Below are 24,880 nucleotides of genomic sequence, written 5' to 3' on the forward strand. Positions count from 1 at the left end.
TGCTACCGTGCGGGTCCATGAAAGGGTTCGCCGTGCTCGGCACGGTGCTGCTGTGCGTTCTCGCGCCGATCGCCATGGTGTACGGGTTGATGGCGTTCACTCCGACGGGTAGTTGCGACTACTCGGTGTCGGGTGTGTGTTCGTACGGTCGGGTGCCGATGATCGTGGCCGCGGGTGGCACCGCGTTGGTGTGGGCGGTGTCGGCGGTGTGGACGTGGGCGGGCACCCACGGCCGGCCCAGGGTCTACGTGCCCTATGCGGCGCTCGCGGTGATCGTGCTGCTGCTGGTGGTGGCCGGGCGGTTGGCCGGGTAGACCGAACGTGCGAGCCAGACGAGCGCGCCGCCGACGACGACGTGCAGGGCGCTGGTGAACAGGGAGTCGGGCAGGCGGGTGGCGAAGGTGAAGACGGGCAGGGCGATGGCGTAGGTCCACACCGGGATGGGCGGGTGGACGCGGCTCTTGATCATGCTGATCGCGAACGTGATCGTGCCGAGGGCGAAGATCAGGGCGCTGGCGGTGAGGACCGCGGTGGTGGGTGCGGCGAGCGTCGGCTGGTCGAGGTGGAACAGGGCGATGTTCACCGTGTAGGCCGCCGCGCCGAACAGGCCGAGGCCGACGATGTTCGCCGCGTAGCCGACCGAGCCGAGGGTGGTGCGGGGTTGTTTGAGGTGGAGGGCGGTGACGAGCGGCGCGGCCAGGGCGGGGGAGACGCCGAGCACGAGGCTGGTGGCGGTCGTTTCGCCGGTGAACGCCTCGATCGCTCCCGGTAGGGCGATGAAGAGGCCCGAGAGCGTGCCGCAGAAGGCGCCGAATCGCAGCAGGAACGTCATGCTGGGGACGGTATTGCCGCAGGTCGGGGCGCCGGGAGTGCCGGGCGGCCAGTGTCGGGGGTGTCGATCGGCACGTGCCGCCGACCGCCACTATCGGGTGAACCTGAAAATGCGCATCAACCAAAACGCCGTTTCCGAAGCCCTCGAACGTCGGTTGAACAAAGAGGCCGCCCTCAACCACCGGAGCCTGCGCCCCGACCACCGGCGGGTTGGGCCTGCGGCATCCACCACTGGAGGCTCGGGGCTGTGGCGCTCTACCAACCACCGGTTGCTCCGGCCGCCGGCAGCTCCACCGCGGGCGGCACGGGCTCGCGGCACCCGCCACTGGCGGCTTCCGGCCCCCCGGCAGCCCGTCGCGGGCGGACCGGGCTGAAGCAGCCCATCACCGTCGCCCCTCGGCACCGGCCTCCGGCGGCAGGCGCGGAAGTCGGGGCGTGCGACGTAGCCTGCGGGGGTGCGTCCTCTGTCGTGGTTATCGCCGCTGCTGTGCGGTGTGGTGATGGTGGCCGGTGGCTACGCGGGGCTGGCGGGGCTCGGGGAGACGCGGTGGCTGCCGTTCGTCGCCGGTCTCGTCGCGCTCGTGCTGGTCGACGTGCTCGGGTCGCGGTATCCGGCGCTCGGGTCGCGACCGTCGGCGGTCGATTCCCGGTTCTCAGTGGTCGGGTCTCGGGTTCGGGCGGGCGTCGTGTTGGCGGTTCAGGCGGGGCTGGTGGTGGTGGTCGCGTTCGCCGACGGGTCGGGCATGGCGCGGGTGTTGTTCTTGCTGTTGCCGTTCGGCGCGTACTTCGCGTTCGGGCGGGTGGTGGCGGTCGGGGTCGGGGTCGGCACGGCGGTCTTCCTGGTGGTCGCGTTCCAGCTCACCGAGCCGGGGTGGACGCGGTCGGTCGAGCACGTGTCCGACCTGTTGATGTTCGGGATCGGGCTCGTGCTGGCGTTGGCGATGGCCGAGCTCTCGGCCGCCGCTGAGCGGAATCGGGTGGCGCGGGACGTGCACGACGGGCTCGGGCACCACCTGACCGCGGTGTCGGTGTTGCTGGAGAAGGCGTCGGTCTTCCGGGAACGGGACGCGGCGGTGGCGGATCAGGCGATCGAGGACGCGCGGGAGTCCGCGAGGCGGGCGTTGGAGGACGTGCGCACGTCCGTCCGGGCCATGCGCGAGCCCTTCCGGTTGGCCGAGTCGCTGGCGCGCCTGGCCGGTGGGCTGGGGGTGTCCGTCGCCTGCACGGGTGATGAATCCCGTTACGCCCCCGGCACCCTGTTGGCGCTCTACCGGGCCGCGCAGGAAGGGATCACCAACGCGATGCGCCACGCCGGCGGCTCAGACGTCACGGTGACCGTGCACTGCGGACCCCGGCAGGCGCGGTTGGTCGTCGCCGATGACGGGCCCGGGTTCTCGGCGGAACGGGAGGACTTCGGCCTGCGCGGGGTGCGCGAGCGGATCGGACTGGTCGGTGGGTCGGTCGAGGTGGACGGTGGGGCGGGCACTCGGCTGACGGTGGTCGTGCCCAGGGGGACGGTGTGAAGGGGGACCGCGTGAGTGACGTGCGCGTGGTCGTGGTGGACGACCAGCAGCTCATCCGTGAGAGCATCGCCGCCCTGCTCGACATCCAGCCGGGCATCGCGGTCGTCGGCACGGCCCGCGACGGGGAGGCCGCTGTCGAGCTGGTGGTCGCCGAAGATCCGGACGTGGTGCTGATGGACGTGCGGATGCCGGTGATGGACGGCATCGACGCGCTCGCGGAACTGCGCCGTCGTGGTGAACGGGCGCGGGTGGTCATGTTGACGACGTTCGACGACGAGGCGTACGTGGTCCGGGCGCTGAAGGCGGGTGCGAGCGGGTACCTGCTGAAGGACCGGCCGGCCGTCGAACTGGCGGCGGCGGTGCGGCTCGCGCACTCGGGCGTGGTGCAGTTCGACCCGGCCGCGGCGGCCCGGCTGGCGTCCGCGCTGGGGACCGAGCGGCCGGACGGGCTCACCGAACGCGAGGTGGACGTGCTGCGGCTGGTCGCCGGGGGACGGACGAACCGCGAGATCGCCGGACGCCTGCACCTCAGCGAGGGCACGGTGAAGAACCACGTCTCCCGCATCCTCGGACGGCTCGGCCTGCGCGACCGCACGCAGGCCGCCGTCTACGCCCGCGACCGAGGCCTCCTGTAGGTCCACGCAGGACCTACACCGGGACCATCCCCATGAACAGCAACAGGTTCGGCGACCCCACGCCGGGATTGGTGATCACGCCTGGAGTGGCGTTGGCCCGCAACGCCTCCGCCACCGCCACCGCCAAGTCACCCGGGAACCGGTGCCGCCACAGCGCCGCCACACCCGCCGCGTGCGCCGACGCCGTGGAACCGCTGATGGTCGAGTACGCGGTGTCCGAGGTACCCCACGCCGACGTGATGTTCACACCCGGCGCCCACACGTCGATGCACGTGCCGAAGTTGGAGAAGCTCGCCTTCACGTCGTTCGCGTCCGTCGCGCCGACGGTGGTGGCCAACGGCGTGCTGCCGGGCGAGTAGCCGCACGCGTTGGCGTTGGAGCTGCCGGACACCACCGAGTAGTGCACGTTCGCGTTGATCGACCTGGTGATGGCGTCGTTGAACGCCTGGTTCAGCCCGCCGCCGAGCGTCATCAGCGCGACCGCCGGCCGGCCGCTGGCCGCCGCGTCGTGCGTAGCCCAGTCGATGCCCGCGATGATCTGCGAGTACGTGCCGGAGCCCTGGCAGTTCAGCACCCGCACGGACACCAGGGTCACGTCTTTCGCCACACCGGTGGTCCGGCCGCCAACCGTGCCCGCCATGTGCGTGCCGTGGCCGTTGCAGTCGTTGCCGGGCGGGGTCACGCCGCCTACCGTGTCCAACCCGGGCACGGCCGCGCCGTCGAACTCCTGGTGCGTGTACCGGATGCCGGTGCCGAAGATGTACGCCCGCACGGTGGACGCGGTGTTCGGGTGGAAGTACTTCTTGTCCAGCGGCAGGGAGCGCTGGTCGATCCGGTCCAGGCCCCACGACGGCGGGTCCGGCTGGACCACGAGGTCCTGCGTCGTGATGTCCGGCCCGGCGAACGGCCGCGCGGCGAGGTCCTCCGCGGTGAGGCGGACGCGTGCGTCCTGGGCGATGTAGGCGACGCGGGGGTCGGCGGCGAGCCGTGCGACCTCCGAGGCGTTCGCGCGCAGCGCGAACCCGGGCAGGACCGTCCGGTAGGTGAACGTGACGTTCGGTGCGGCGGACCGGGTGGCGGCCACGTCCTCGTGCCGCTTCAACACCACGATGTAACTGCCGGTCACGGCCGTTGTGCGGTCGGCGTACAGCACGGGCGCGGCGTACGGCGCCGGTGCGGCGTACGCGGTCGGGGTGACGAGGCCGGCCACCAGCGCGCCCGCCACCGTCACGTGTCTGATCTTCACGGCTCCTCCAACAAGCAGGGTTTCGTCGGGGAACGTGCTCGTCCTTGAACCACAGCACGTGCACAGGAGCGGCGACAGGTCCGATCAGAGTTCAACGATCAGTCGTCCGATGGTCAACTTTCAGCCTTCTCGGGGGTGCAGACTGCATTTGGTGGTCAGTCATTAGACCGAATGGGTGAACGCGGCGGGTTCGGGCTAACACCGGATCAGGTGACGTCGACAGCAAGGCCACCGGCGCGCACACACAGGGGGTTTGCGCTCATGGTCAAGAAGAAGAACGGTCTGCCGGCGTCGTTGAGGCGGTTCGTGCGCACCAAGGGCGCCGACTACCTGCGCGACCCGAACGTGTCCTCGATCGGCGTCGGCTACAAGGTGGCCGACGGCAAGCCGACGGACGAGATCGCCATCCAGTTCACCGTCCGGCAGAAGGCCGAGCCCGAGGCGTTGCGCGCGCTCGGCACCGCGCTGCTGCCCGGGACGATCGAGGTCGACGGCGTGCCCGTGCCCACGGACGTGCTGCAACGCGACTACCGGGTCGACTTCCACGTGGTGGAGGAGACGGTCAGCGACGTGCGCAAGACGCGGGTCGACCCGGTGGCGCCGGGCGTGAGCGTGGGGCACGTGCGCGTCTCCGCGGGCACGTTCGGCTGCGTCGTCTACGACCGCGTCGACGGCACCCCGTACGCGCTGAGCAACTGGCACGTCCTGCACGGCCCGAACGGCGCGCTGGGCGAGGACATGGTGCAGCCCGGCGTGCACGACGACAACCGCACCGACCGCAACCGGCTCGGCCGGCTCGTCCGGTCGCACCTCGGCGCGGCGGGCGACTGCGCCATCGCCACCATCGAGGACCGGCGGTTCGAGGCGGAGATCCTCGACCTCGGCGTGCGCGTGGACCGGATCGGCGAGCCCGAGCTGGGCGACAAGGTCGTCAAGAGCGGTCGGACGACCGGCGTGACGCACGGCGTGGTCCGGCGCGTGGACACCCTCGTCAAGATCGACTACGGCCCCGGCGTCGGTCAGCGGCAGATCGGCTGCTTCGAGATCGGGCCGGACCCGGCGCGGCCCGCCGCCGACGGCGAGATCAGCATGGGCGGCGACTCCGGCTCCGCGTGGGTGTTCAAGGCGTCCAACGGCAAGACCGGCAAGACCCTGGCGGGCCTGCACTTCGCGGGCGAGGCGGGCGACAGCCCCGACGAGCACGCGCTGGCGTGCCTGCCCGGCTCGGTGTTCGAGAAGCTGGGCATCACGCTCACGCCGCCGCGCAAGGTCGAGGCCGCCGCGCTGGTCGGGTTCGACGAGAACTTCCTCGGCACGCCGGTCGGCGTGCCGGAGCTCGGCGAGGCGGCGCGGGCCGACGCGGTCGAGCTGAACGGGTCCGTGGTGGTCGACTACACGCACTTCTCGCTGGCGCAGAGCAAGTCGCGGCGGTTCGCGTTCTGGGTGGCGTGGAACATCGACGGCGGCGACCTGAAGTCGATCAACCGCACCGGCATCCCGTTCGTGCTCGACCCGCGGCTGCCGGCGCAGTTCCAGGTCGGCGACGAGCTGTACCGGGGCAACCGGCTCGACCGCGGCCACCTGGCCCGGCGCGCCGACCTGCTGTGGGGCCCGAAGGCGGTGGCGCAGAAGGCGAACGTCGACTCGTTCTTCTTCACCAACATCACGCCCCAGATGGACGACTTCAACCAGAGCATGCGGCAGGGCCTGTGGGGCAGGCTCGAGGACGCGGTGCTGTCCGACGTGGATGTCGACGACCTGCGCGTGAGTGTCTACGGGGGCCCGGTGTTCCGGTCCGACGACCGCGTGTTCCGCGGCGTGGCGCTGCCGCGCGAGTACTGGAAGGTGATCGCGTTCACCTCGGCGGGCACGCTGAAGGCGCGGGCGTTCGTGCTGACCCAGAACCTGAACCAGCTGGAATCGCTGGAGCTGGACGAGTTCCGCGTGTTCCAGGTGCGGCTGGGCGAGGTCGAGGAGCGCTGCGGCTTCACGTTCCCGGCGCCGCTGACGGCGGCCGACACCCTGGTCGTGCCGGAGTCCCTGGACGAGCGCGCACCCCTGGAGGCGTTGAGCGACATCCAGTGGTGAGCCGAGCGTCAGCGGGGACGGCGCCGCAACCAGAAGATCGACCCCACGCCGACCACGACCAGCCCGAGCCCGATACCGGGCCACAGGTACAGGTTCTGGCCGTCCTCGGGGAAGTGCGCGGCGCTGGGGTTGTCCGGCCGGTAGCTGACCTGCACCCGGTCGCCCTGCGCCGGCTTCCGGTCGGACGGCGGGAGGGTCTCGGTGACCTCCTCGCCGTCGGCCGTGGTGAACCGCACGGTCGACTTCCAGTCGCCACCGTCCGCCTTGGCGACCCTGACCACCTCGGCCTGCGCGTCGACCAAGCGCCGGTCGTCCAGCACGAGCCAGCCGCCGAACGCGATCATGGCCACGCCGGAGACGATGAAGATCACAGCTCTGAGCACCGCGGTTCCCCCTGTGTCAAGCGACCGGCCCCCGAGCGGATCTTATCGGGTGTCACCTCACCGGGTGGTGAACGCCGGCGGCGCGCGGATTTCCGGCGGTGGGCTGGAGAGTGCGCTTGATGTTCGCTGCGCTCGCAGCCCACGGACACACCTACCCCTCGATCCCGCCGGCCCTCGCCGCCCGCGACGCCGGGCACGACGTGGGGTTCGCCGCCGGTGAGCCGTTCCTGCCCGCGTTGCGCGAAGCCGGGTTGCGCGCCGTGCCCGCCGGGATGGGCATGGCCGAGGCGTTCGCCGGGGTCGAGCCCACCGATCGGGGCATCGGCCACGTCATCGGCGACGTGCTGCCGCGCGGGTGGTTCCTCGACCTGACGCCGTTGCTGCGCGCCCGCCGGCCGGACCTGCCGGTCCACGACCTGGCCACGCTCGGCGCGGCGCCGGCCGGCGCGGGGGCGGGCGTGACCACGATCGCGCACACGTTCGGCCGGGTGTCGCCGGGGCCGATGTCGGAGGCGATGGTGGCGTCGTTCGACGCGCTCGCCGCCGAACTCGGCGTCACGCCCCCGCCGACCCGCGGCGTCGACATCTGCCCGGACTCGGTGCAGTCGCCGCAGTTCCGCGCCACCGACCGCGTCCCGCTGCGACCGGTCGGGCCCGGGCGAGGTGCCCGAACGGGGCTCGCGGCCGTTCGTGTACCTGACCCTGGGCACCGCCTCCGCCTCGACCGACGTGCTGCGGCAGGCGGTCGACGGGCTGGCCGCGCTGCTCGTGGACGACGCCGCCCGTGCGGGCGCCCGCCGCCTCGCGATCGAGATCGCCACCATGCCGTCGCCGGCCGAGGTGGTCGACCGGCTCACCTGACCGCCGCGTAGTCCTTCAGCACCACGGAATCGTGCAGCCGCACGCCGTTGCCGTTCATCCGCGCCAACGCCCGACCCAGCGGCGGCGGCAAGTGGCCGAACGCCCGGATCGCCTGCCGCATCACCCACAGCTCCCGCTTGCTGCCGGGGATCAGCCGCTTCGCCGCGCCCACCGCGAACGCCCGGCTGCGCCGCACGTAGTCGCCGATCTCCGCCTCGTACGCCGGGAACGCGACCGCCGGGTCACCGCCCGCCGCCGCCAGCTCGCCCGCCAGCACGTACGCGCCGACCACCGCGAGGCTCGTGCTGCCGCCGACCGCCGGACCGGGGCAGAAGCCCGCGTCGCCGACCAACGTGACCAGGCCGCGCGACCACGTGTCCATCCGCAGCTGCGTGATCGAGTCGAAGTAGAACGTGCCGTCGAGGTGCGCCAGCCACCGCTGCACCTCACCGCCCATGTCCGCGTACGCCTGGCGCAGCAACTCCTTCTGCCGCGCCACGTCCCGGTGGTGGTACTCCAGCGGCCGCCCCGAGCGGAACAGGAACACCGCCCGCGCGTCCGGCAGGTGCTCGGCGGTGTAGATCGCGGCCATCCGGTCGACGTCGGCGTGGGCGACCGTGCAGTTCTGCAGCCCCAGGTGGTCCGGCAGCGACAGCACCGCCAAGTACGCGCCGATGAACAGCTCCGGCACGTCGCCGAACACCAGCCGCCGCACGTTCGAGTGCAACCCGTCCGCGCCGACCACCAGGTCGAACCGCCGCGTCGCGCCGTGCTCGAACGTGACGACGCCGTCGGCGGAGACGGACGTGATCGAATCGCCGAACACGTACTCCACGTCGGCGCGCGTGGCGTCGAAGAACACCTCGGCGAGGTCGTCCCGCATGATCTCGACGTGCCGGTCCGACACGGCGTCGAACAACCGCCCCAGGTCGAGCCCGACGGACCGCTTGCCCGGGCTGTGCACCACCATCCGGTCGGTGCCGGTGACCCGTTCCACGACCCTCGGCAGCACGCCCATCCGTTCCACGACGTCCATCGCGGGCCGGAACAGGTCCACGGCGTGCCCGCCGGCCTTGCGCAGCCCGGGCGCGCGTTCGACCACCGTCACCTCGAACCCGTGCCTGGTCAGCCAGTACGCGAGCACCGGACCGGCGACACTGGCGCCAGAAATGAGAACCCCCATGACACCCCCTCCTTACTTAACGGATGGTAAGTGCGGTGGGCTTCGACGCGCAACGCCTTACTGAACGCTCGGTAAGCTGAGCGGCATGGCCAGGGGTTCCGACACGAAGGCACGCGCGCAGGCGGTGGCGCGCGAGCTGTTCCTCCAGCGGGGCGTGCGGGGCACCAGCCTGCAGGAGATCGCGGACCGCCTGGGGATCACCAAACCGGCGCTCTACTACCACTTCGCGTCACGCGAGGAGCTGGTGCGCAGCATTGTCCAGCCGTTGATCGAGGACGGTGACGCGTTCGTGGCGGAACTGGAGTCACGCCCGCCCGGTGGCCCGCGACCGCTGCTGGAAGGCTATTTCGACTTCCACTTCAAGCACCGCGAGGTCGTCGCGCTCATGGTGCGGGAGCTGGTCGCGCTGGCCGACCTCGGCCTGGTCGACCGCGTCCTGGACTGGCGCCTGCGGCTGGCGGCGCTGCTGGTCGGCGACGACCCGTCGCTGGCGGACGCGACCCGGGCGACGGTGGCGCTGGGCGGCTTGGCCGACTGCGTCCTGGTCTTCGCCGACGAGCCGGTGGACGCCCTGCGCACGGCCGCGGTGGACGCCGCCCACGCCGCGCTGACGGGCCGGCCCGGGTAACCACGCGGGTCACCCGGGCCGCCGAGCCCTACTCCCAGTTCCACCTACGGCCGGTCTGGTTCGTGAAGACGCGTCGCAACGCAGCGGTCATGGTCGTTCACCTCCTCCGCACTCCGGTGCAGGGTGAAAGGACGGGGGACGAGGCCGTCGGCCAGGACCGGCCGCTCGTCGCCCCCGGTGACGGTCAGGCGGGCGCCGTCGGTCAGCGCGGTCACCGTCGCGGTGATCAGGACCTGGGCCGGCAGCGCGCCGGCGCAGGTGAACGGACCCGTGCCGAACGGCAGGTAGGGGCCGTGCCCGCCCGGTTCGGCCCAGCGGTCGGGCCGGAACGCGTCGGGGTCGGTCCAGTGCCGCTCGTCGTGGTGCGCCAGGTAGGGGCTGACCGACAGCACCTCGCCGGCCCGCACGGGGACGTCGCCGAACCCGGCCGGCGCCGGGCGGACGACCATCCAGGCCATCGGGCGGTGGCGCAACGCCTCGCGCACGACCCGGTCGACCGGCCACGGCCACGGCGAGCCCGGCGCGTGCAGGCAGGCCAGCAGCACCGACCACGCCACCGTGCAGCCGACGGGCGCCACGATCGCGCGGAACAGCACCACGAACAGCTCGGCCACGGCCTGGTCGGTCATCCCGCCGGGGCACGTCCCGATCACGGCGTCCAGCACGTCGCGCGGCTCGCCGGTCCCGCTCGCCCTGCGCTGCGCCACCTCCTCGGCCACGCCGGTCAGCAACCTGCCGCGCAGCACCTCCGCCCACGCCCGCTGCCACACGTGCGGCGGGCGGACCAGCACGCCGCCGCGTGCGGCCTGCTCCACCGTCCGCCGCAGCCGGGACGGCGTGCGCGGGTGCAGCAGCAGGTCGGCCAAGGACCGGTGCACCAGCGCGGTCCCGGCCGCGGGCCACCTGCTCGTCGCGGGCAGGTCGGCCACCGCCGCGGCCAGCCCGTCGCGGAAGTCGGGCACGCGCGCCCGCAGCAGGTCCCGCACCGCGCGGCCGACCGCCACCTGGTTCGAGCGCGACGGCAGCAGGCTCCCGAAGAACGCGGACATCCCGCCGTTGAACTCCGGTTCGCGCAACACCGCCCGCGCCAGGTCCGCGTCGCCCACGCACCAGTCACCCCACGGCAGCCGGAACACCGCTGCCGGGGCACGGTGACGCAGGTGTTCGATCGACGCCAGCGGGTCCCGCCGGAACCGGCGCATTTCGGTGCTCATCGCGAATTCCCCCCAGGGGACCACGGTGCCACTTCCCGGTGTGAAAAGACCCGCCGCCGGCCCGAATCCCACCAACGTGGGACAACACGCGCCGCTCGGACACGCTCCGTCACAACGCGTTTCGACCTACGCGTCCACTTGCGACCGGGAGGTCACGAGCCTGTGGACCATCGCTGAGTTGTCCACAAAGGACAGTAGTGGCGACGGGCTGTCAGCCCCCCTTCCGGGTGCGCCGGGCGTAGGCGCGAGCGGCGCGGGCGCGGTCGCCGCAGCGGGTGGAGCACCAGTGGCGGCGGCCGTGGCGCAGCAGGTAGCGGTTGCACGGGGTCGAGCCGCAGTGGGTCAGCCGGTCGGCGTCGGGGCCGGTGAGGAGGTCGGCGGCGTTGGCGGCGAGGGTCGCGAGCGCGCGGTCGAGGATCTCGTTGGTGGGGCACGGCGTCGCGCGGTACGGGCCGGTCCGCTCGTCCCAGTGCAGCAGCGCGGCCGTCGGCGCCTTGCTCAGCGCGTCGTTGACGGCGGACAGGGCCGCCGGCAGGGCGGGCACCCCGGCGACGCGGGCGGCGAAGAGCGACCTGAGCTGCTCGCGCAACGAGCGCAGCTGCGACGCGCAGATCTCCCGGACCCCGGCGTCGGCCGGCGCGAGACCGCGTTCGAAGAGCCACTGGTTCGTGCCCTCGGGCGTGCCGAGGAGGTCGGTGAACTGCCCGCCGGGCAGCGCGACGGCGCTGTTGACGAAGTCGAGGGCGAGGTAGTCCTCCGCGCCGGGGGCGGGCGGCGGCGCGGCGTCGTCGACCGGGGCGTCCGTCATGGCTCTCATGGTACGAGTTGTGCTTTTCCGTGAGAACGGGCTACCGTCCCTCACGGATAGCCCCTTGATCATCCGTGAGGTTACGATGACCCGCCCCACCGGCGAACGACTCGCCGTCCGCGTCTTCGGCGGCCCGACCGCCCTGTTCGAGCACGGCGGCCTGCGCTTCCTGACCGACCCCACGTTCGACGCGCCGGGCGACTACCCCGTGCCGCGCGGCCTGCTGACCAAGACGGCCCCGTCCGCCGCCGCACCGGCCGACCTGGGCGTCGTCGACGTGGTCCTGCTCTCCCACGACGAGCACCCGGACAACCTCGACCGCGCCGGCCGGGCGCTGCTCGCGGACGTCCCGCTCACCCTCACCACGCCCGGTGGCGCACAGCGGCTGGGCGGGCGGGCCAGGGGACTCGCCGACTGGGAGTCGGTCCGGCTCGACCGCCCCGACGGCGGCACGGTCACCGTGACCGGCGTGCCCGCGATCCACGGTCCGCTGGCCCGCGCCGAGGTCGAACCGCTCACCGGCCAGGTCGTCGGCTTCGTGCTGACCGGCGACGGCCTGCCCACCGTCTACGTCAGCGGCGACAACGCCTCGCTCGACGCGGTCCGGCAGGTCGCCGAGCGCTTCGGCCCGGTGGACACCGCCATCCTGTTCGCGGGCGCTCCCCGGTTCCCGATCCTGTTCGACGGCGCGGTCATCGTCCTCGACAGCGCCCAGGCCGCCGAGGCCGTCGGGATCCTCGGCGCGCGCCAGGTGGTGCCCGTCCACTACGACAGCTGGGCGCACTTCACCGAGGGCCGCGACGACCTGGTGGAGGCGTTCACCGCCGCCGGGCTGCTCGACCGCCTCGACCTGGGTGACCGGGGCTGACCGGGTCGAGGCCCGCGCCGGCCGGGGACGTCACGGCCGCGCAGCGCCGCAGCCTGGTCGTCCTGGGCGTGGCCCTAGTGCTCAGCGGCGCCGGCATGGCGGCCGGGTACCTGGCCGGTGCGGTGGGCAGCGCGGGCGTCGCTGCCGCCGCCGTCCTGAGGGACGCCGTCCTGCTGTTCGTCTCCCTGTTCGCGCCGCGCCGACCGGCGACCTCGCCACCGCCCTCGGCCTACCCCACCTGACCGGGCCGTTCCTGCTCGCCGGCGTCGCCTACGCGGTGGCCGCCCTCGTCCTGACGGCCTGGCTGCGCCCCGACCCGCTGCTGCCGGTCCGCACCTTCGACCAGCCGGACGACCGGCCGCGCGAGGCGGTCGGACGAACGCCACCGGCCCGGTGCGCGGGTCGGCGTGCTCGTCATGGTGCTCACCCAGCTCGTCATGGTCGCGATCATGACGATGACGCCGGTCCACATGCACGGCCACGGCGCCGCCGCCTCGGGCTCGTCATCGCCGTCCACATCGGCGCGATGTACCTGTCGTCACCGCTGTCCGGCCGGCTCCGCGGTCTCGTTCGCGGTGGCCCTGGCCCTGCTGGGCGTCGGCTGGAACCTCGGCCTGGTCGCCGGCACCGCGATCATCACCGACGCGGCGCCGCCCGCCACCCGCGCCAGGAGCCAGGGCCTGGTGGACGTCGCCGTCGCCGTCTCGGGCGCAGCCGGCGGCGGCGTCCTGGTACTGGCCGTCGTGCCCGGGATCGTCGGCGCGCGCGACCGATCAGCCCGGCGGTGACGCGGCCTCCTCCTCGTCGGCGCGTCGCCGGCTGCGCAGGCTGGTCACGGTGACGACGGCGAGCACGCCGATGATCACCACCAGCGAGACCGGGGTGGGGATCTCGGGCACGCCCGGCCAGATGCCGTGCGCCCAGTGCAGCACCAGCTTCGCGCCGATGAACCCCAGGATGATCGCCAGCCCGTGGTTGAGGTGGACGAGCTTGGCCAGCGCGGTGTGCAGCACGAAGTACAGGGCGCGCAGGCCGAGCAGGGCGAACGCGTTCGTGGCGAACACCAGGTAGGGGTCGTCGGTGATGCCGTAGACCGCCGGCACCGAGTCGACGGCGAACACCACGTCGGTGGCGAAGACCGCGACCACCACGACGGCCAACGGCGTGAGCGCACGTCGGCCGTGCTCGCGCACGGTGAGGCGGGTGCCGCGGTAGTCGTCGGTGACGGGCATCAGCCGCCGCAACAGCCGGACCGACCGCATCCGCGACACGTCACGCTCGGCGGCGGGTCCGCTGACCGCGTCGTGGAGCAGCTTCACCGCCGAGGCGAACAGGATGAGCCCGAACACCAGGAACGCCCACGTGCCCGCCGACAGCATCGCCGCGCCGGCCGCGATGAACACGCCGCGCAACACCAAGGCGCCGACGATGCCGTAGAGCAGCACGCGCTGCTGCACCTCGGAGGGGACCGCGAAGGCCGCGAGCAGCAGCATGAACACGAACAGGTTGTCCACCGACAGGGACTTCTCGACCACGAACCCGGTCATGAACTCCAGCGCCGGGTCGCTGCCGGCCGTGCTCCACAGCCAGAGGCCGAACACCACCGGCAGCGTGAGGTAGAACACCGACCACCCCGCGGCTTCGCGCATCGACACGTCGTGCGGACGGCGGGTGACCACGAAGTCGGCGATCAGCAGCGCGACCAGGACGGCGATGCTGATCAACCACAGGACCGGCGACCCGACGGAGTCGGCGGGGTTCGCCGCGACGGCGACGTGCACAGGCATCAAGGCTCCTCGAACGTGGCAGTCCGAGGTCTCCTTCACCCTGGCGGGCGGCCCACCGGGGACACCTCTCGGGATGTCCGTACTGACCGGCCGGGCACTTGGGAAGTACTCCCCTCGACCCCAGTATCGGGCACCGCGTCCGGTGAGTAAAGCGATGGTCAAGAAGTGGGACGGGCCGTCGCCGTCCCGACGGCGGCGGCCCGTCCGGTCACCGCCCCGTGCCGGGGTAGGGGAGCAGCGCCATCTCCCGTGCGTTCTTGATGGCGGTGGCGACCTGGCGTTGTTGTTGCGGTGTGAGGCCGGTGACCCGGCGGGAGCGGATCTTGCCGCGGTCGGAGATGAACTTCCGCAGCAGGGTCGCGTCCTTCCAGTCCACTGTGGTCACGCCCTCCTTGCTCAGCAGGTTCACCCGGCGCTTCGGCGCGCGTCCGGTCCTGGCCACCCGGCTCACCAGCTCGACTTGCTGACGCCGGGCAGCTCGCCCCGGTGCGCCATCTCGCGCAGTCGGATGCGGGACAGGCCGAACGCGCGGTTGAACGCGCGGGGGCGGCCGTCCACGGCGTCCCGGTTGCGCAGCCGGGTGGGGCTGGCGTCCCGGGGCAACCCCTGCAACGCCCGCTGGGCCTCGTCGCGGCGCTCGGGGTCGGTGCGGATGATCTCCTTCAGCTCCGCGCGGCGCTCGGCGTGCCGGGCGACGACCTCCCGCCGCCGCCGGTCCGCGGCGATCTTGGACTTCTTGGCCATCAGCGCTCCTCGCGGAAGTCGACGTGCTTGCGCACGACCGGGTCGAACTTGCGCAGCACCATGCGGTCGGGGTAGTTGCGCCGGTTCTTGCGGGTGACGTAGGTGTAGCCGGTGCCCGCCGTGGAGCGGAGCTTGATGATCGGCCGGACGTCGTTGCCCTTGGCCATCAGACCTTCTCCCCCCGGGCGCGCAGTTCCGCGACCACCGATTCGATGCCGCGCCGGTCCACCGTCTTGATCGCCTTGGTGGACAGGGTCAGCACGACGTGCCGGTTCTCCGAGGGCAGCCAGTACCGGCGGCGCTGCGTGTTGGGCAGCCACCGGCGCGACGTGCGCCGGTTCGAGTGCGAGACCTGTTTGCCGAACCCCGGTTTGCGGCCGGTCAGCCGGCAGTGGCGCGAGGACACACGACCTCCTGAATTGAAATGACAATCGTTTCCAGTTACCGTACCCCACATGGGAACCGAGGTGGTACTGGTGGCCGGGCTCGCCCACCACGACGTCGCCGACGAGGTCTGGCGCGCGTCACCGGGGTCGGTGCTGGTGCGCCACGACCTGAGCGGCCTGGCCGAGGGCGTGGTGCGCCGCTGGGTCGACGGTCGGCTGACCGTGCTGGAACTCGCGCACGGCTGCGTCTCGTGCACGTTGCGCCTGGACCTCCTGCCGCTGCTGCAAAGCCTCGACGGCCGGGTCGTGGTGCACCTGGACCCGGCGTTGGAACCGGAAGCCGTGTGCTTCGCCCTGCACGGGCTCGACGTCCGGGTCGAGGCCGTGATCACGGTGGTCGACCGGACCACGTGGTTGGCCGACGCGACCGGGGACGCCACGCTGGCCGAGCGCGGCCTGGCCGCGGCTCCGGGCGACGAGCGCACCGTGGCGCAGGTCGTGGTGGGACAGGCCGAGTTCGCCGACGCGCTGGTGATGACGGGCGTCGGGGGCGGCGAGGTGCTGGACGCCGTGCTCGACCGCGTGTCACCGCGCGCGCCGCGCCACGACCTCGGCACGCTGGAGGTGCGCGCCCTGCTCGCCGCGATCCCGCCCGGCGCGCGCCGGGGACGCGTCGACGACGGCTTCGGGCCGTTGCTGCGCGGTCAGCCGCCGTTGGCGCCCGCGCACGGCGTGTCCGTCGTCCACTTCACGGCACGGCGCCCGTTCCACCCGATGCGGCTGCACCGCGCCCTGGACGTCCTGCTCGACGGCGTCGTGCGCACCCGCGGCCGGTTCTGGGTCGCCAGTCAGCCGGACGTCGCGCTGTGGCTGGAATCCGCCGGCGGCGCGCTGAACGTCGGCATGCTCGGCCCGTGGTTGGCGGCCGTGGAGGACTGGTCCGAAGTGGACGACGAGCGGCGGGCGACGGCGGCGGCGTGCTGGGACGCGGAGCACGGTGACCGCTCGCAGGAGCTGGTGGTGATCACCGCCTCCGCCGAGCCGGACGAGATCACGGCGGCGCTGCGCGAGGCGTTGGTGACCGACGAGGAGTCGGCGTTGAGCGACGAACTGGAGTTCGTCGACCCGTTCGCCGAGTGGCACGACCAGATGGAGGAGCTGTGAAGCAGGGCATCCACCCCGACTACCACCCGGTGGTCTTCCAGGACCAGGCGACCGGGAAGGCGTTCCTGACCCGGTCCACGGCCACGTCGACCCGCACGATCGACTGGGAGGACGGCAACACCTACCCGTTGATCACCGTCGACATCACCGCGGACTCCCACCCGTTCTGGACCGGCAACCAGCGGGTCATGGACACCGCCGGCCGCGTGGAGAAGTTCAACCGCCGCTACGGGAAGAGGGCCCGCTGATGGCCGTGCCGAAGCGCAAGACCTCGCGCAGCAACACCCGCCACCGCCGGTCGCGGTGGAAGGCCACCGCGCCGGACCTCGTCCCGGTGACCACCCTCGACGGCCGCCGGCTCACCGTGCCGCGCCGACTGGTGGCCGCCTACCGGCGCGGCCTGCTGTGACCACCGGGCGGGCGTGACCACCGGGTAGGTGCCGCGGAGTCCGCCGAAGTGCGACGACACCGAGTCCAGGTGACGATGGCCGGGCGCACCAGGCGCACGGACGAGGACTCGGTGATGGGCTTGTCAGCAGTGCCGGCCACGGACGACCGACCGCCGACGACCGGTCGGCGGGCGCTGATGCTCGGGCTGGCCACGGTCGGGTTCGCGCTGAACTTCTGGGCCTGGGCGCTGCTGAGCCCGCTGGGACCGCGGTTCAAGGACGACCTGGGGCTGAGCGCGTTCCAGCAGGCGTTGCTGGTCGCGGTCCCGGTGGTGGTGGGGTCGGTCGGGCGGATACCGGTCGGCGCGCTCACCGATCGGTTCGGCGGCCGGGTGATGTTCCCGCTGGTCTCGGCGGTGACGATCGTGCCGGTGCTGTTCCTCGGGCTGGTCGGGCACACGTCGCTGGCCGCGCTGCTCGTCGGCGGGTTCTTCCTGGGCGTGGGCGGCACGGCGTTCGCGGTCGGCGTGCCGTTCGTCAACCTGTGGTTCCCGCCCGAGCGGCGCGGCCTGGCGATCGGGATCTTCGGCGCGGGCATGGGCGGCACCGCGATCAGCGCCCTGACCACGGTGAAGCTGGTCGAGCGGTGGGGCGTGGCGACGCCGTTCGTGGTGACGGCGGTCGTGCTGGCGGTCTACGCGGTCGTCGCGGCCGTGCTGCTGCGCGACGCGCCGGGGCGGACGGTGCCGACCGGGTCGGTGGCCGCCCGGATGCTGGCCACCGCGCGGCTGCCCCTCACGTGGCAGGCGTCGGCGCTGTACGCGGTGGCGTTCGGCGGGTTCGTCGCGTTCTCGGTGTACCTGCCCGCCTACCTCGGCGCCGCCTACGGCCTGACGCAGGCGGACGCGGCCAACCGGATGGCCGGGTTCGTGCTGCTCGCGGTCGTGATGCGCCCGGTGGGCGGTTGGCTGTCGGACCGGTCGGACCCGGCCCGGGTGCTCGTCGCCTGCCTGGCCGTGGTGACCGCGGGCGCGGCGGTGCAGGCGTTCACGCCGGGGCTGGTGCCGCTGGGCACGATCGCGTTCCTGGCCATGGCCGCCGCGCTCGGCGCGGGCAGCGGCGCGGTGTTCGCGCTGGTCGCGCTGCTCGCGCCGGCGGACAAGGTCGGCTCGGTCACCGGCGTGGTCGGTGCGGCGGGCGGGCTCGGCGGGTTCGTGCCGCCGCTGGTGATGGGCGCCCTCTACGGCGCGCTGTCCTCGTACGCGCTCGGGCTCGCCGCGCTCGCCGTCGTCGCCCTGGCCGCGCTCCTCTTCACCGCGACCGCCGTGCGTCGTGCCGTGCGCGCGGCCACGCCGGGGGAAGGGGCGACGACGTGAGCACCGGGACCGGACCGCCTCCGGCCGGCGTCGGGCTGGACGGCGCACTGGCCGAGGCCCTGGTGCGCACCCGCCGGTTCTTCACCCGCGCCGACATCTCGCCGGACCTGCGGACGTTGCACGAGATCGGCGGGCGGCAGGCGGACGAGTTCTACCGGGACCGGTGGAGCCACGACAAGGTGGTGCGTTCCACCCATGGGGTGAACTGCACCGGGTCGTGCTCGTGGAAGGTCTACGTCAAGGACGGGATCATCACGTGGGAGGCGCAGCAGACCGACTACCCGTCCGCGGGCCCGGACCGCCCGGAGTACGAGCCGCGCGGCTGCCCGCGCGGCGCCGCGTTCTCCTGGTACACCTACTCGCCGACCCGCGTGCGGTACCCGTACGTGCGGGGCGTGCTGCTGGAGATGTACCGGGAGGCCAAGGCGCGCACCGGCGATCCCGTGCTGGCGTGGGCCGACGTCGTGGAGGACCCCGAGCGGGCACGGCGGTACAAGGCGGCGCGGGGCAGGGGCGGCCTGGTGCGCGCGTCGTGGGACGAGGCGACCGAGATGGTCGCCGCCGCGCACGTGCACACGATCAAGGCCTACGGGCCGGACCGGGTCGCCGGCTTCTCCCCGATCCCCGCCATGTCGATGGTGTCGCACGCCTCGGGCGCGCGGTTCGTGTCGCTCCTGGGCGGCGCGATGCTGTCGTTCTACGACTGGTACGCGGACCTGCCGGTGGCCTCGCCGCAGGTGTTCGGCGACCAGACCGACGTCCCTGAATCGGGTGATTGGTGGGACGCCGGCTACCTGGTCATGTGGGGCTCCAACCTGCCCGTGACCCGCACGCCGGACGCGCACTGGATGGCCGAGGCGCGCTACCGGGGGCAGAAGGTCGTCGCGGTGTCGCCGGACTACGCCGACAACGTGAAGTTCGCCGACGAGTGGCTGGCGGCCCAGCCCGGCACGGACGGCGCGCTGGCGATGGCGATGGGCCACGTGATCCTGCGCGAGTTCTTCGTCGACCGCCGAGTGCCGTACTTCACCGACTACGCCAAGCGCTACACCGACCTGCCGTTCCTGGTCCGCCTCGACCGGCACGGCGACGTCCACCGGCCCGGGAAGTTCCTCACCGCCGCCGACCTGCCCGACCACGCCGGCCAGGAGCACGCGGCGTTCAAGACCGTCCTGCTCGACTCGGCCTCCGGTGGGCCCGCGGTGCCCGGCGGTTCGCTCGGTTTCCGCTTCGGCGAGCACGGCGCGGGCCGGTGGAACCTCGACCTCGGCGACGTCGACCCGCTGCTGTCCGCGCACGGCGGCGAGTCGGTGGAGGTGGAGCTGCCGCGGTTCGACTCACCGGGTGGTGCGGCGACGACCGCGCGCCGAGGCGTCCCCGTGCGGCACGTCGGCGGGCACCTGGTCACCACGGTGTTCGACCTGCTGCTCGCGCAGTACGGCGTGCGCCGCGACGGCCTCCCCGGCGTCTGGCCCAGCGGCTACGAGGACGCCACCCAGCCGTGCACGCCCGCGTGGCAGGAGGCGATTACGGGCGTCCCGGCGAGCGCCGCCGCCCGGATCGCCCGGGAGTTCGCCGCCAACGCCGAGGACACCCGCGGCCGGTCGATGATCATCATGGGCGCCGGGACCAACCACTGGTTCCACTCGGACACGATCTACCGCGCGTTCCTGGCGCTGACGACGCTCACCGGCTGCCAGGGCGTCAACGGTGGCGGCTGGGCGCACTACGTCGGGCAGGAGAAGTGCCGTCCGGTCACCGGGTGGTCGCAGCTCGCGTTCGGGCTGGACTGGTCGCGCCCGCCGCGCCAGATGATCCAGACCGCGTACTGGTACCTGCACACCGACCAGTTCCGCTACGACCGGTTCGGCGCGGACACCCTCGCCTCCGCCACGACCGGTGGCCGGCTCGCGGGCAGGACCACCGCCGACGTGATCGCCCAGTCCGCGCGGATGGGCTGGATGCCGTCCTACCCGACGTTCGACCGCAACCCCCTCGACCTGGCCGACGACGCCGAGCGGGCCGGGCTGCCGGTGGGGGAGCACGTCGTCGCGGAGCTGAAGGCCGGCCGGCTGCGCTTCGCCTGCGAGGACCCCGACTCGCCGGAGAACTTCCCGCGCGTGCTGAGCATCTGGCGGGCCAACCTGCTCGGCTCGTCCGGCAAGGGCAACGAGTACTTCCTCAAGCACCTGCTGGGCGCCGACCACTCGCTGCGCGCGACCGAGACCCCGCCGGAGCACCGGCCGCGCGACGTGGTCTGGCACGACGAGGCGCCGGTCGGCAAGCTGGACCTGCTGCTGTCACTGGACTTCCGGATGACCAGCACCACCCTGTTCTCCGACGTCGTGCTGCCCGCCGCGACCTGGTACGAGAAGCACGACCTCAACACCACCGACATGCACCCGTTCGTGCACTCGTTCAACCCGGCGATCGCACCGCCGTGGCAGACCCGCACGGACTGGGACGCGTTCCAGGCCATCGCGCAGGTCTTCAGCACGCTGGCGCAGGAGCACCTGGGCGTGCGCCGGGACGTCGTGGCCACACCGCTGATGCACGACACCCCAGACGAGCTCGCCACCCCGCACGGCGTGGTGCGCGACTGGAAGGCGGGCGAGTGCGAGCCGGTCCCCGGCGTGACCATGCCGAAGCTCGCGGTGGTGGAACGCGACTACACCGCGATCGGGGCCAAGATGGGCGCGCTCGGCCCGCTGGCCGACTCGCTCGGCGCCACCACGAAGGGCGTCACCTTCCGCGTCGAACGGGAGGTGGAGCGCCTGCGGCAGCAGAACGGCGCCATCCGCGGCGGCCCCGCCGACGGCCGACCGTCGCTCGTGCGCGACGTGCACGCGTGCGAGGCGATCCTCGCCCTGTCCGGCACCACGAACGGCCACCTGGCCACCCAGGGCTTCCGCACGCTCGAACAGCGCACCGGGACGCCGCTGGCCGACCTCGCCGCCGAGCACGAGGGCAAGCGGATCACCTTCGCCGACACGCAGGCCGCGCCGGTGCCGGTGATCACCTCGCCCGAGTGGTCCGGATCGGAGACCGGGGGACGCCGCTACTCACCGTTCACGATCAACGTCGAGCGCCTCAAGCCCTGGCACACCCTCACCGGCCGCCAGCACTTCTACCTCGACCACGACTGGATGGCCGAGCTGGGCGAGCAGCTGCCGGTGTTCCGGCCACCGCTGGACATGCACGCCCTGTTCGGCGAACCCCGCGTCGGCGAGCGGGGCGAGCTGGGCGTCACCGTGCGGTACCTGACGCCGCACTCCAAGTGGTCCATCCACTCCGAGTACCAGGACAACCTGTTCATGCTCAGCCTGTCGCGCGGCGGGCAGACCATCTGGCTGTCCAAAGAGGACGCGGCGAAGATCGGCGTGGCCGACAACGACTGGATCGAGGCGGTCAACCGCAACGGCGTCGTGGTCGCGCGGGCGGTGGTGTCGCACCGGATGCCGGAGGGCACGGTCTACATGCACCACGCCCAGGACCGGCTGATCGACGTGCCGCGCGCGGAGACCTCCGGCAAGCGCGGTGGCATCCACAACTCGTTGACCAGGTTGTTGATCAAGCCCTCGCACCTGATCGGCGGCTACGCCCAGCTGTCGTTCGCGTTCAACTACCTCGGCCCGACGGGCAACCAGCGCGACGAGGTGACCGTGATCCGCCGTCGCGGCCAGGAGGTGCGGTACTGATGCGCGTGATGGCCCAGTTGGCGATGGTGATGAACCTGGACAAGTGCATCGGCTGCCACACGTGCTCGGTGACGTGCAAGCAGGCCTGGACCAACCGCTCCGGCGTCGAGTACGTCTGGTTCAACAACGTCGAGACCCGTCCCGGGCAGGGCTACCCGCGCCGCTACGAGGACCAGGAGCGCTGGCGCGGCGGCTGGGCGCTCACCAAGCGCGGCCGGTTGAAGCTCAAGGGCGGCGGCCGGTTGCGCAAGCTGCTCACCATCTTCAGCAACCCGAAGATGCCCGGCCTCGACGACTACTACGAGCCCTGGACCTACGACTACGACAACCTCACCAGCGCGCCGCTCCAGGAGCACACCCCGGTCGCCCGGCCGAGGTCGTTGATCAGCGGTGAGCCCACGAAGATCACCTGGTCGGCGAACTGGGACGACGACCTCGGCGGCTCGCCCGACCACGGTGAGAAGGACCCGATGCTCGAAGGCATCGCCGACAAGGTGAAGTTCGAGTTCGAGCGGACGTTCATGTTCTACCTGCCGCGCATCTGCGAGCACTGCCTCAACCCCTCGTGCGCCGCGTCGTGCCCGTCCGGCGCGATCTACAAGCGCGCCGAGGACGGCATCGTGCTGGTCGACCAGGACCGCTGCCGCGGCTGGCGGATGTGCGTGTCGGGCTGCCCGTACAAGAAGGTCTACTTCAACCACCGCACCGGCAAGGCCGAGAAGTGCACGTTCTGCTTCCCCCGCGTCGAGGTCGGCATCCCCACCGTCTGCGCGGAGACGTGCGTGGGACGTCTGCGCTACATCGGGCTGGTCCTCTACGACGCCGACAAGGTGCTGGAAGCGGCCTCGACACCCGACGACAAGGACCTGTGCGAGGCGCAACGGCGGGTGTTCCTCGACCCGAACGACCCCGTCGTCATCCGCGAGGCCGAGCGCGCCGGCATCCAGCGCGACTGGATCGAGGCGGCGCAGCGCTCGCCGATCCACGCGCTGATCACCACGTTCAAGGTCGCGCTGCCGCTGCACCCGGAGTACCGCACGATGCCGATGGTCTGGTACATCCCACCGCTCTCGCCCGTGGTCGACGTCGTGCGCGACACCGGCCACGACGCCGAGGACCACGGCAACCTGTTCGCCGCCGTCGAGGCGCTGCGCATCCCGGTCGAGTACCTGGCCCGGCTGTTCACCGCCGGCGACGTCGAGCCGGTGGACGCCGTGCTGCGCAAGCTCGCCGCCATGCGCAGCTACATGCGTGACATCAACCTCGGCCGCGAACCGCAGGAGGCCATCGCGGCGAAGGTCGGCATGACCGGCGAGCAGGTCTACGACCTGTACCGGCTGCTCGCCCTCGCGAAGTACGACGAGCGCTACGTCATCCCGCCCGCGCACGCCGAGCAGGCGCACGGGCTGGAGGAACTGGCCACCGAGTGCAGCCTCGACTACGAGGGCGGGCCGGGCATGGGCGGCTCCGGCCCGTTCGGCGAGTGCTCCGGCGGCACGTCGCCGATCGCGGTGGAGAACTTCCGGATGCTGCGCGACCGGCAGACGTCCGACACCCCCGCCGCGCCGGTCGACAAGGGCAACCGGGTCAACCTGCTCAACTGGGACGGCAAGGGCCGCCCGGACGGGCTGTTCCCGCCGGCGGAGCGGCCGGGTGCGGATGATCGGCCGGGTGGGGGAGACCCGGCGGGCGAGGTGGAGCCGAAGCCGTGACCGTCACCGACGCGCAGCGAGCCACCGCGTGGCAGGTCCAGTCGTTGCTGCTGGGCTACCCCGACGAGCAGTCGTTCGCCCGGCTGCCGTTGCTGCGCGCCGCGACCCGGACGGTGCCCGTGCCGCTCGCGACGCCGCTGGACGCGTTCCTGGACCACGTGGTGGCCACCTCGCCGACCGACCTCGCCGCCGACTACGTGGCGACGTTCGACCACCGCAAGCGGTTCAGCCCTTACCTGACCTACTTCGCCTACGGCGACACGCGCAAGCGCGGCATGGCGCTGCTGCGGTTCAAGCACGCCTACCGGGCCGCCGGGCTCGAGCTCGACGACGGCGAGCTGCCCGACCACCTCGCCGTGGTGCTGGAGTTCGCCGCCACCGGCGACCCGTCGAGCGGGCTGCGGCTGCTGTGCGAGCACCGGGCCGGGCTGGAGCTCATCCGCCTCGGCCTGCGCGAGGCCGGCTCGCCGTGGGCGCACGTCCTGGAGTCGGTGTCGGCGACCCTGCCTCCCCTGGGCCGCCACGAGCACGAGGCGATCGCCCGGCTGGTCGCGGAGGGACCTCCCGAGGAGGAGGTCGGCCTGGCCCCGTTCGCCCCACCCGAGTACATGCCGCGAGGAGGCCCGCGATGACCGAGCCGAGCACGCTCGACATCATGCTGTGGGTCGTCGTGCCGTACGTGGCCATCGCGGTGTTCGTCGTGGGCCACTTTTGGCGCTACCGCTACGACAAGTTCGGCTGGACCACCCGCTCCTCGCAGCTCTACGAGAGCCGGTTGCTGCGGCTGGGCAGCCCGCTGTTCCACTTCGGCATCCTGGTCGTCGTGCTCGGCCACGTCGGCGGCGTGCTGGTGCCGAAGTCGTGGACCGAGGCGATCGGGATCAGCGACACCGCCTACCACGTGGTCGCGGTCGTGCTCGGGGTGCTCGCCGGCGCCTGCACGCTGGCGGGCGCGGCGATCCTGGTCTACCGCCGACGGACCGTCGGCCCGGTGTTCTCCGCGACCACGCGCAACGACAAGGTGATGTACGTGCTGCTGGTCGGTGCCATCGTGCTGGGTCTCGGCACGACGGTGCTCGGCAACCTCACCGACCACCCGCACGACTACCGCGAGTCGGTGTCGCCGTGGTTCCGGTCGATCTTCTACCTCCGGCCGAAGCCGGAGCTGATGGCCGCCGCGCCGCTCGGGTTCCAGCTGCACGCGCTGGTGGCGTGGGCGCTGTTCGCGTTCTGGCCGTTCAGCCGCCTGGTGCACGTGTTCTCGATGCCGTTGGGCTACCTGACCCGTCCCTACATCGTCTACCGCAGCCGTGACGAGCAGGTGGGCAACCGACGCGCCCGGCGCGGGTGGTAGCA

At 72.3% G+C, this 24,880-nt stretch carries 30 protein-coding genes; 17 read left to right on the forward strand and 13 right to left on the reverse strand.

Features of this window, described 5'->3' with window-relative positions; translation table 11 throughout:
* Positions 1-17 precede the first annotated feature (17 nt).
* Positions 18-314, forward strand: coding sequence for a hypothetical protein (locus LNK82_RS38285; protein WP_230571748.1), 297 nt, complete (start codon positions 18-20; stop codon positions 312-314).
* Here the strand turns inward: LNK82_RS38285 and LNK82_RS38290 are convergent.
* Positions 254-832: a hypothetical protein gene (locus LNK82_RS38290; RefSeq protein ID WP_230571749.1), complete on the reverse strand. Its 579-nt coding sequence runs from the start codon at positions 830-832 to the stop codon at positions 254-256. The two genes, LNK82_RS38285 and LNK82_RS38290, sit on opposite strands and share 61 nt — an antisense overlap.
* A 454-nt stretch (positions 833-1,286) precedes the next feature.
* Here LNK82_RS38290 and LNK82_RS38295 point away from each other — a divergent pair, with 454 nt between their 5' ends.
* Complete coding sequence (locus LNK82_RS38295) at positions 1,287-2,354, forward strand: sensor histidine kinase (RefSeq protein ID WP_230571750.1); 1,068 nt, start codon at positions 1,287-1,289, stop codon at positions 2,352-2,354.
* 11 nt (positions 2,355-2,365) lie between these two features.
* Positions 2,366-2,989 (forward strand): response regulator, encoded by a 624-nt coding sequence (locus LNK82_RS38300; RefSeq protein WP_230571751.1) that lies wholly within the window; start codon positions 2,366-2,368, stop codon positions 2,987-2,989.
* A gap of 13 nt (positions 2,990-3,002) precedes the next feature.
* On the opposite strand, the gene LNK82_RS38305 is transcribed toward LNK82_RS38300, so the two are convergent.
* A complete protein-coding gene (locus LNK82_RS38305; RefSeq protein WP_230571752.1) occupies positions 3,003-4,235 on the reverse strand; it encodes a S8 family peptidase in 1,233 nt (410 codons plus the stop codon).
* Between the two features lie 261 nt (positions 4,236-4,496).
* Between LNK82_RS38305 and LNK82_RS38310 the strand changes: the two genes are divergently transcribed.
* Positions 4,497-6,323 (forward strand): DNA/RNA non-specific endonuclease, encoded by a 1,827-nt coding sequence (locus tag LNK82_RS38310; protein ID WP_230571753.1) that lies wholly within the window; start codon positions 4,497-4,499, stop codon positions 6,321-6,323.
* Positions 6,324-6,331: 8 nt separating this feature from the next.
* On the opposite strand, the gene LNK82_RS38315 is transcribed toward LNK82_RS38310, so the two are convergent.
* The gene (locus LNK82_RS38315) at positions 6,332-6,706 is read right to left on the reverse strand and encodes a DUF3592 domain-containing protein (RefSeq protein ID WP_230571754.1); all 375 of its coding nucleotides are present in this window, start codon (positions 6,704-6,706) and stop codon (positions 6,332-6,334) included.
* A gap of 151 nt (positions 6,707-6,857) precedes the next feature.
* The gene (locus LNK82_RS38320) at positions 6,858-7,331 is read right to left on the reverse strand and encodes a hypothetical protein (RefSeq protein ID WP_230571755.1); all 474 of its coding nucleotides are present in this window, start codon (positions 7,329-7,331) and stop codon (positions 6,858-6,860) included.
* 38 nt (positions 7,332-7,369) lie between these two features.
* On the opposite strand from LNK82_RS38320, the gene LNK82_RS38325 reads away from it, so the two are divergent.
* Positions 7,370-7,567: a hypothetical protein gene (locus tag LNK82_RS38325; protein WP_230571756.1), complete on the forward strand. Its 198-nt coding sequence runs from the start codon at positions 7,370-7,372 to the stop codon at positions 7,565-7,567.
* Here LNK82_RS38325 and LNK82_RS38330 read toward each other — a convergent pair.
* Positions 7,560-8,750 carry an FAD-dependent monooxygenase gene (locus tag LNK82_RS38330; RefSeq protein WP_230571757.1) on the reverse strand — a complete coding sequence of 397 codons (1,191 nt, stop codon included), beginning with the start codon at positions 8,748-8,750 and terminating at the stop codon, positions 7,560-7,562. The two genes, LNK82_RS38325 and LNK82_RS38330, sit on opposite strands and share 8 nt — an antisense overlap.
* Before the next feature lie 85 nt (positions 8,751-8,835).
* Here LNK82_RS38330 and LNK82_RS38335 point away from each other — a divergent pair, with 85 nt between their 5' ends.
* Complete coding sequence (locus LNK82_RS38335; protein WP_230571758.1) at positions 8,836-9,378, forward strand: TetR/AcrR family transcriptional regulator; 543 nt, start codon at positions 8,836-8,838, stop codon at positions 9,376-9,378.
* A gap of 44 nt (positions 9,379-9,422) precedes the next feature.
* Here LNK82_RS38335 and LNK82_RS38340 read toward each other — a convergent pair whose 3' ends face one another.
* Positions 9,423-10,592 (reverse strand): cytochrome P450, encoded by a 1,170-nt coding sequence (locus tag LNK82_RS38340; RefSeq protein WP_230571759.1) that lies wholly within the window; start codon positions 10,590-10,592, stop codon positions 9,423-9,425.
* Between the two features lie 211 nt (positions 10,593-10,803).
* The gene (locus LNK82_RS38345; RefSeq protein ID WP_230571760.1) at positions 10,804-11,400 is read right to left on the reverse strand and encodes a CGNR zinc finger domain-containing protein; all 597 of its coding nucleotides are present in this window, start codon (positions 11,398-11,400) and stop codon (positions 10,804-10,806) included.
* A gap of 85 nt (positions 11,401-11,485) precedes the next feature.
* On the opposite strand from LNK82_RS38345, the gene LNK82_RS38350 reads away from it, so the two are divergent.
* Together LNK82_RS38350 and LNK82_RS38355 are read left to right on the forward strand one after the other, a co-directional pair.
* The gene (locus LNK82_RS38350) at positions 11,486-12,268 is read left to right on the forward strand and encodes an MBL fold metallo-hydrolase (protein WP_230571761.1); all 783 of its coding nucleotides are present in this window, start codon (positions 11,486-11,488) and stop codon (positions 12,266-12,268) included.
* A 68-nt stretch (positions 12,269-12,336) separates the two neighbouring features.
* A complete protein-coding gene (locus tag LNK82_RS38355) occupies positions 12,337-12,510 on the forward strand; it encodes a hypothetical protein (RefSeq protein ID WP_230571762.1) in 174 nt (57 codons plus the stop codon).
* Here the strand turns inward: LNK82_RS38355 and LNK82_RS38360 are convergent.
* A complete protein-coding gene (locus tag LNK82_RS38360; RefSeq protein WP_230571763.1) occupies positions 12,498-12,707 on the reverse strand; it encodes a hypothetical protein in 210 nt (69 codons plus the stop codon). The two genes, LNK82_RS38355 and LNK82_RS38360, sit on opposite strands and share 13 nt — an antisense overlap.
* Here LNK82_RS38360 and LNK82_RS38365 point away from each other — a divergent pair.
* Positions 12,706-13,056: a hypothetical protein gene (locus LNK82_RS38365; protein ID WP_230571764.1), complete on the forward strand. Its 351-nt coding sequence runs from the start codon at positions 12,706-12,708 to the stop codon at positions 13,054-13,056. The two genes, LNK82_RS38360 and LNK82_RS38365, sit on opposite strands and share 2 nt — an antisense overlap.
* Here the strand turns inward: LNK82_RS38365 and LNK82_RS38370 are convergent.
* The 5 genes from LNK82_RS38370 to rpmB form a co-directional block, all read right to left on the reverse strand.
* On the reverse strand, positions 13,042-14,055 hold the full coding sequence (locus LNK82_RS38370; protein ID WP_230571765.1) for a TerC/Alx family metal homeostasis membrane protein: 1,014 nt from the start codon (positions 14,053-14,055) through the stop codon (positions 13,042-13,044). The genes LNK82_RS38365 and LNK82_RS38370 overlap by 15 nt on opposite strands.
* Before the next feature lie 208 nt (positions 14,056-14,263).
* The gene (gene rpsR, locus LNK82_RS38375) at positions 14,264-14,497 is read right to left on the reverse strand and encodes a 30S ribosomal protein S18 (RefSeq protein ID WP_230571766.1); all 234 of its coding nucleotides are present in this window, start codon (positions 14,495-14,497) and stop codon (positions 14,264-14,266) included.
* Positions 14,498-14,502: 5 nt separating this feature from the next.
* Positions 14,503-14,799 (reverse strand): 30S ribosomal protein S14, encoded by a 297-nt coding sequence (rpsN, locus tag LNK82_RS38380; RefSeq protein WP_230571767.1) that lies wholly within the window; start codon positions 14,797-14,799, stop codon positions 14,503-14,505.
* Positions 14,799-14,966, reverse strand: coding sequence for a 50S ribosomal protein L33 (gene rpmG / locus LNK82_RS38385; protein WP_230571768.1), 168 nt, complete (start codon positions 14,964-14,966; stop codon positions 14,799-14,801). Before rpmG ends, rpsN begins: the two co-directional genes overlap by 1 nt.
* Positions 14,966-15,205, reverse strand: coding sequence for a 50S ribosomal protein L28 (rpmB, locus tag LNK82_RS38390; protein ID WP_230571769.1), 240 nt, complete (start codon positions 15,203-15,205; stop codon positions 14,966-14,968). Before rpmB ends, rpmG begins: the two co-directional genes overlap by 1 nt.
* A 49-nt stretch (positions 15,206-15,254) precedes the next feature.
* On the opposite strand from rpmB, the gene mrf reads away from it, so the two are divergent.
* The 8 genes from mrf (at position 15,255) to narI (ending at position 24,878) form a co-directional block, all read left to right on the forward strand.
* Positions 15,255-16,349 carry a ribosome hibernation factor-recruiting GTPase MRF gene (mrf, locus tag LNK82_RS38395; RefSeq protein WP_230571770.1) on the forward strand — a complete coding sequence of 365 codons (1,095 nt, stop codon included), beginning with the start codon at positions 15,255-15,257 and terminating at the stop codon, positions 16,347-16,349.
* Positions 16,346-16,597: a type B 50S ribosomal protein L31 gene (locus LNK82_RS38400; RefSeq protein WP_230571771.1), complete on the forward strand. Its 252-nt coding sequence runs from the start codon at positions 16,346-16,348 to the stop codon at positions 16,595-16,597. The genes mrf and LNK82_RS38400 overlap by 4 nt, the downstream gene beginning before the upstream one ends.
* Positions 16,597-16,758, forward strand: a complete 162-nt coding sequence (gene rpmF, locus LNK82_RS38405; RefSeq protein ID WP_230571772.1) for a 50S ribosomal protein L32 — start codon at positions 16,597-16,599, stop codon at positions 16,756-16,758. The genes LNK82_RS38400 and rpmF overlap by 1 nt, the downstream gene beginning before the upstream one ends.
* A gap of 114 nt (positions 16,759-16,872) precedes the next feature.
* Positions 16,873-18,114, forward strand: coding sequence for an MFS transporter (locus tag LNK82_RS38410; protein ID WP_230571773.1), 1,242 nt, complete (start codon positions 16,873-16,875; stop codon positions 18,112-18,114).
* A complete protein-coding gene (locus LNK82_RS38415; RefSeq protein ID WP_230571774.1) occupies positions 18,111-21,812 on the forward strand; it encodes a nitrate reductase subunit alpha in 3,702 nt (1,233 codons plus the stop codon). The genes LNK82_RS38410 and LNK82_RS38415 overlap by 4 nt, the downstream gene beginning before the upstream one ends.
* On the forward strand, positions 21,812-23,524 hold the full coding sequence (gene narH, locus LNK82_RS38420) for a nitrate reductase subunit beta (protein ID WP_230571775.1): 1,713 nt from the start codon (positions 21,812-21,814) through the stop codon (positions 23,522-23,524). The genes LNK82_RS38415 and narH overlap by 1 nt, the downstream gene beginning before the upstream one ends.
* Positions 23,521-24,156 carry a nitrate reductase molybdenum cofactor assembly chaperone gene (narJ, locus tag LNK82_RS38425; protein WP_230571776.1) on the forward strand — a complete coding sequence of 212 codons (636 nt, stop codon included), beginning with the start codon at positions 23,521-23,523 and terminating at the stop codon, positions 24,154-24,156. The genes narH and narJ overlap by 4 nt, the downstream gene beginning before the upstream one ends.
* Positions 24,153-24,878, forward strand: a complete 726-nt coding sequence (gene narI / locus LNK82_RS38430) for a respiratory nitrate reductase subunit gamma (RefSeq protein ID WP_230571777.1) — start codon at positions 24,153-24,155, stop codon at positions 24,876-24,878. Before narJ ends, narI begins: the two co-directional genes overlap by 4 nt.
* Positions 24,879-24,880: the final 2 nt, after the last annotated feature.

Origin of the sequence: Saccharothrix luteola, from assembly GCF_020859565.1 — a bacterium.
GTDB lineage: Bacteria > Actinomycetota > Actinomycetes > Mycobacteriales > Pseudonocardiaceae > Actinosynnema > Actinosynnema luteola.

Coding starts and splice junctions, on each gene's coding strand:
- LNK82_RS38285 (WP_230571748.1), top strand. CDS start 18: ATGAAAGGGTTCGCCGTGCTCGGCACGGTGCTGCTGTGCGTTCTCGCG.
- LNK82_RS38290 (WP_230571749.1), bottom strand. CDS start 832: ATGACGTTCCTGCTGCGATTCGGCGCCTTCTGCGGCACGCTCTCGGGC.
- LNK82_RS38310 (WP_230571753.1), top strand. CDS start 4,497: ATGGTCAAGAAGAAGAACGGTCTGCCGGCGTCGTTGAGGCGGTTCGTG.
- LNK82_RS38330 (WP_230571757.1), bottom strand. CDS start 8,750: ATGGGGGTTCTCATTTCTGGCGCCAGTGTCGCCGGTCCGGTGCTCGCG.
- LNK82_RS38335 (WP_230571758.1), top strand. CDS start 8,836: ATGGCCAGGGGTTCCGACACGAAGGCACGCGCGCAGGCGGTGGCGCGC.
- LNK82_RS38340 (WP_230571759.1), bottom strand. CDS start 10,592: ATGAGCACCGAAATGCGCCGGTTCCGGCGGGACCCGCTGGCGTCGATC.
- LNK82_RS38345 (WP_230571760.1), bottom strand. CDS start 11,400: ATGACGGACGCCCCGGTCGACGACGCCGCGCCGCCGCCCGCCCCCGGC.
- LNK82_RS38350 (WP_230571761.1), top strand. CDS start 11,486: ATGACCCGCCCCACCGGCGAACGACTCGCCGTCCGCGTCTTCGGCGGC.
- LNK82_RS38365 (WP_230571764.1), top strand. CDS start 12,706: ATGGTCGCGATCATGACGATGACGCCGGTCCACATGCACGGCCACGGC.
- LNK82_RS38360 (WP_230571763.1), bottom strand. CDS start 12,707: ATGACGAGCTGGGTGAGCACCATGACGAGCACGCCGACCCGCGCACCG.
- LNK82_RS38370 (WP_230571765.1), bottom strand. CDS start 14,055: ATGCCTGTGCACGTCGCCGTCGCGGCGAACCCCGCCGACTCCGTCGGG.
- rpsN (WP_230571767.1), bottom strand. CDS start 14,799: ATGGCCAAGAAGTCCAAGATCGCCGCGGACCGGCGGCGGCGGGAGGTC.
- rpmG (WP_230571768.1), bottom strand. CDS start 14,966: ATGGCCAAGGGCAACGACGTCCGGCCGATCATCAAGCTCCGCTCCACG.
- mrf (WP_230571770.1), top strand. CDS start 15,255: ATGGGAACCGAGGTGGTACTGGTGGCCGGGCTCGCCCACCACGACGTC.
- rpmF (WP_230571772.1), top strand. CDS start 16,597: ATGGCCGTGCCGAAGCGCAAGACCTCGCGCAGCAACACCCGCCACCGC.
- LNK82_RS38410 (WP_230571773.1), top strand. CDS start 16,873: ATGGGCTTGTCAGCAGTGCCGGCCACGGACGACCGACCGCCGACGACC.
- narH (WP_230571775.1), top strand. CDS start 21,812: ATGCGCGTGATGGCCCAGTTGGCGATGGTGATGAACCTGGACAAGTGC.
- narI (WP_230571777.1), top strand. CDS start 24,153: ATGACCGAGCCGAGCACGCTCGACATCATGCTGTGGGTCGTCGTGCCG.